Below are 4,901 nucleotides of genomic sequence, written 5' to 3' on the forward strand. Positions count from 1 at the left end.
AGGTCACCTTGATCAAGGAGTGATCCCTCTCTTTCTCAACAATTTGCTTTTCAATATCCTCGCCCTTTTCGAGTAATGCGCTGGATTGACTTTTCCCCTTCGCTAGGGCGGCATATTCATTAACCGCCTTTGAGAGATCCAGCTCAGAGATTTTTCCTTCGAGATCATTCTGCTGACGTTCTAGATCGGAACGTAATTTCGGCAGGTCAGTCTGACTGGCGGCTAATTCCTGCGTGGCTGTGTCGCATTTTGCGCAGGCATCATCCACATCCTTTTCGGACGCCTCGATCTCGCTCTTTAACCGAGTCAACCGCGATGACTGTGCTTGGGCATTTTGGAGGAGATGCCCCTTTTCCATTTTACGGGAAACCAGTGTATTCATGCCGGCCTCGATCTCGCGACACTTTTCGAGTTGTTCCTCCATGTCTTTGATTCCATTTTCGTACCCAGGAATGGATTCCTCAATCTCTGATAATTGCGTGGTGGTATTTTTCAGATTGGCGAAATCTCGGTGTTGCTCTTCTAGGGAATTCTTAAGTTTATCAAGTTCCTCCGAGAGGGATTTTTGAAGGTCATTAGCCTTCTGCCAATCGGTATTAGCCCGTGGCTCACCATTTTCTCTCATCATGAGATCACGTTCGTTCATCATCTTTTTGAGAAAGAGTGCATCCCCTGCAGAACCAATGGCTTGCCCGGTCTGCGCACGGAGAATCTGGCCAAGGGAGGCACGTGCATCCGGAGTGATTTGTGCGGCGGGATTCAGCCCGCTTTCACCTTGGTGTACCCAGCATAAACGCCAGAGGCCAGGGGTTTCCCCTCTACCGCCTTGGGGCAACCTTCCGAGAATCTCAGCCAGCTTCGTCTCAGCATCATCACCGGCCAGGTTTTCTCTCCGTCCGTCTAGAGAGGTAATACTGAGTTCACATGTCCCATTGGGCCCGGTAAATTTCTTTACCAAGGAGTATTTATTCCCACCTGATTCAAAGACCACCTCGATTTCAGGTTTGGAATCATTATGAGGCCTCATCCGTTTGTGGGTCTCAGCATTCCCACGAGCTTTAACAAACAAGGCGTCATGAATGGCATTCATCACCGTGGATTTCCCGGCTTCATTCGGGCCGTGAATGAGCTGCATGGATGGATCAAAGTTGATTTCCAAGGGATGATCCCCACAGTGAATACGATAGTTTTTTATCTTTGTAGAAATTAATCTCATAGGACCACCTCATTTTTAGAGTATTGATACATAATCTGGAGAGCGAGCTTTGCATCCTCCGCAGCCTCCCCCTGAGCGGACTTCATGATTGCTTGGAGCTTTTCGACGGTATTACGGACAAATCCCCCTTCTGATATCCCGGCAATTTCTTCCGGACTAGGCTCGAGGAGGATATCGACGTAATCCCTCAGGTAAAGGAGGGCTGCCCGCTGGTTTTCTATCACATCCTGTAGCTCATGGAGCAGCTCCATATTAAGCACTCCAGAAAGCTCTATCCTGAGCAATTTGCCCGCCGGACGGTCGATTCCCTTCAAACAATCTTTCAGGCTCTCGACATCATCCTTGTTCTGGATATTCCGATTCTCCATCAACCATTCGTAGGCTGTCGTGCAGATCGATTCGACGACCGGGAGTGATTGTTTCCCGTCTAGACTGACTAAAAGGACATTGCCCGAGTCATTATTTCTGAAACGATCTGTTTCCGGTGTGCCACTATACCAAATACGATCCCCGACTTTGAGGGTGCCGTGCCAATCGCCTAGGGCCAAATAATCCAATTGCGCATTTTTGACGGCTCCAGGGGCATCAATGACTCCTCCACCCCCTTCTCCATCCTCAATCTCGAAACCGTGAACCGGGCCGTGGGCTAGGCCGATCCGGAGGTAATCACTTTTTGCGAATGTGGCAGCCACTTGAGCGAGATGCTCCGTCGGATCTACAATAACCAGCTTCCGACTCAGGGGGCATGGGAATATCACCACCTTGAACTGATCCAAGACGACCGGGTCAACCGTCTGGCATATCGTAACATTATCAGGGCAGTGCTCCTTCCAACATTTCCTTTCATATAGGTTATCAGGCTCACGATAACCATCATGATTACCCGTTATCAAAATCACCGGTAACGCAATTTGCCTGAGGGCAGCACATGCCTTGACGATCGTGTCACTACCCACACCGTGACTATCGAAAATATCCCCTGCGACAACGATAAACTCTGCCCCCTTTGCTTTAGCCACTTGCCCGATAGTTTCGAGGGTTTTAATCCTCTGCGTGCGTAGTAATGCCCCACCGTCCCCCGGGATCTGGCCGAAACCCGCCCCGAGCTGCCAATCAGATGTATGGATGAATTTCATTGTTTTTTAATCCTCTTATTCGTGATTTTTGTTAAAGTGTTCAGATTCTTCTTCCTCGACCCCATCGGATAGATCCCCGATATCCTCTATTATCAAAGGTTTTTGATTATAGGCTCATTATCGTGTGAATAAAAGAAACAGGACGTCAGCGGACATCCTGTTGTCTTAGACTATTCCTGTCCGGTCATTTCGCCATGGTGATCATCAGTCAATTCAATGTTACTCAAATATTTCGAATACTCCGTACATACCTTGAACTCCGTATGAAACCGATGACTGATTTTATGCCGCAGCAATAAGTCGAACCCGCATTCTTTTTCATACGCGAGACACTGACTCATGGCCTCATCCACCTCATTCATCTTGATCGCTGTCATCGACTTCCAGAAAGCGATCCGCGGCGACTCCACTACTTCCGGGCCATTAGCAAACTGCAATAGGTCGTCAAATTTCTCGCCAGCATAGAGGATTCTCATTTTTAGATCCTGTGCATTCCATGTGTATTGATAATCATCACGGCAATCCTCTAGCTCGTCTAAACACGCCTCCGCTTCATTAACCCTGCCTAATCCCAAAAGGCAACGGATCCGGCGGCAGACATTCCTGTTCGCCCTCAAAACCCTTTTCACTCCCTGGACATGGTCTGGAACCTCTTTTTCGATATACTCCATGGCTTTCCCCCAGTCTTTCCACGAAAGAAATGTATAATAGATAAAATCATCAAACTTATGGTTCTCTGAAGGGATTTCTTTGACTTGATCCTCTAAATAATCCCGTAAATAAAACATCTTCGTAATAAAATCCCATCCCATCCCCGGTAGCACTGTGAGCATCATTCCTTTATAAAACCCTGGCATACTGTGTGGAAACCATCCATCCAGTGAAAACCGTAATTGATTTAAACACTCCTTGATATACTCCAGGTACGCTTCCAATCCACGTCTCTCGGTATGATGGCAAAGCTGTGTCCCCGTTAAAAAGAGGTCCCCTAAAACCCGGTCGTTAGGCTCGGGTCGTGATACTTTCAGCACCCCGTCTTGGAGATGAGCCTCCATCCATTTGACTGCCAACATCAAATTGCTATGCATACACCCATAATGAATTTCGTAGTGGAGCAATGAACTTTGATCGGTTAATTCCTCGTAGTGAACCATGATATATGATCCTCCAAAAGAAAATGAGTAACAATTCACGACTGTTTTCTCGGCATACGAGTCGAGGTCCTCCACTTCAGTATCAAATATCTTTTCCAGTCGTTGTTTGAAAAATAGGATAAACTCCTTGTGAGTCAAAATGTCCTGATCCTTGCCTCGTTTCGAGTCGGTAACACCTGTAGATTGATGACAAATCCGGTTCATACTCAGCTTCCTCCTCATGGTTGTATTTTTCGCGTTTGTGATCACACCCCTATATACATGTGGACCTTGTCAGCCCCCCCACTGACAAAACCTATCCCAAACGTCCAAAGTATTACCTACGTTATTTCTAATAAGTGCTTTAGATTATTTCTTGAATACTCCCCCTATTATACACCACCCATCAGACATTTACGGGGGTACCGGCAAAATAGTTAAAAAAATCCACCGCAGAAGCTTATATTTCCTGTCAATCGTAAATATGAAATAATCAAGTCCATCTACATGAGACTGATATTGACTAAGCGATCCATGATGTGTGATGAGTCAATAATAACATTATTATTGACGTATCAGATTTTGATCAAATCCATGTACATGAACAGTCCGGATTTGCTCACGAGTATTAAGACACAGAGAAGACTTGAATAGGGTCTCATGATATTAGGATCATCTTCTCATTCTCGCTCGTCATGAGAATCTCATGTCGACTTTTCCCAGTGCAGATCAGTATCTTCATCTCATGCCCACCGAACGCATCAAACGTCTCCAATGCCTTTCGGCAATCGGCTGTCCTCAGCCAACACGCGCTTATTATTCCTTTTTCTTAACAAAGCGCACATTGCTTCGGGTCTTCCGAGGGACGAATGCTTAACGGTTAAGCATTTAGGCGTCTCCAATGCCTTTCGGCAATCGGCTGTCCTCAGCCAACACGCGCTCATTATTCCTTCTTCTTAACAAAGCGCACATTGCTTCGGGTCTTCCTGGTACATGGAAATATGGTCACTTCTACAAAGGCACGTCTCCAATGCCTTTCGGCAAATTGCTTCGGGTCTTCTCACCGGGAAAAAGGGAATGTTCCAAGTAGTGATCTAGTCTCCAATGCCTTTCGGCAAATTGCTTCGGGTCTTCTTTGAAAGAAAAAAACATGGAAAAACTAAACACGCGTCTCCAATGCCTTTCGGCAAATTGCTTCGGGTCTTCGTTATTGGTATCGTGGATCGTTTCACGGGGGCACGTGGTCTCCAATGCCTTTCGGCAAATTGCTTCGGGTCTTCCTGTTGGCAAAATTGAACAATACTCCTATGCACCCAAGTCTCCAATGCCTTTCGGCAAATTGCTTCGGGTCTTCAAAACGACAATCAAGTACACATCTAGTTTCGTAATACGTCTCCAATGCCTTTCGGCAAATTG

At 46.5% G+C, this 4,901-nt stretch carries 3 protein-coding genes and 1 CRISPR repeat array; all 3 genes read right to left on the reverse strand.

Annotation, left to right across the window (positions count from 1 at the left end; translation table 11 throughout):
• The coding region (locus SGI98_09365) for an AAA family ATPase (protein MDZ4743611.1) at positions 1–1,216 on the reverse strand (1,216 nt) is incomplete at its 3' end.
• Complete coding sequence (locus tag SGI98_09370; GenBank protein MDZ4743612.1) at positions 1,213–2,352, reverse strand: metallophosphoesterase; 1,140 nt, start codon at positions 2,350–2,352, stop codon at positions 1,213–1,215. The genes SGI98_09365 and SGI98_09370, both read right to left, overlap by 4 nt.
• A 170-nt stretch (positions 2,353–2,522) precedes the next feature.
• Positions 2,523–3,710: a hypothetical protein gene (locus SGI98_09375; GenBank protein MDZ4743613.1), complete on the reverse strand. Its 1,188-nt coding sequence runs from the start codon at positions 3,708–3,710 to the stop codon at positions 2,523–2,525.
• Between the two features lie 724 nt (positions 3,711–4,434).
• Positions 4,435–4,839: a CRISPR direct-repeat array (repeat unit 37 nt; unit sequence GTCTCCAATGCCTTTCGGCAAATTGCTTCGGGTCTTC).
• Positions 4,840–4,901 lie beyond the last annotated feature (62 nt).

Source organism: Verrucomicrobiota bacterium, assembly GCA_034440155.1.
Classification (GTDB): domain Bacteria; phylum Verrucomicrobiota; class Verrucomicrobiia; order JAWXBN01; family JAWXBN01; genus JAWXBN01.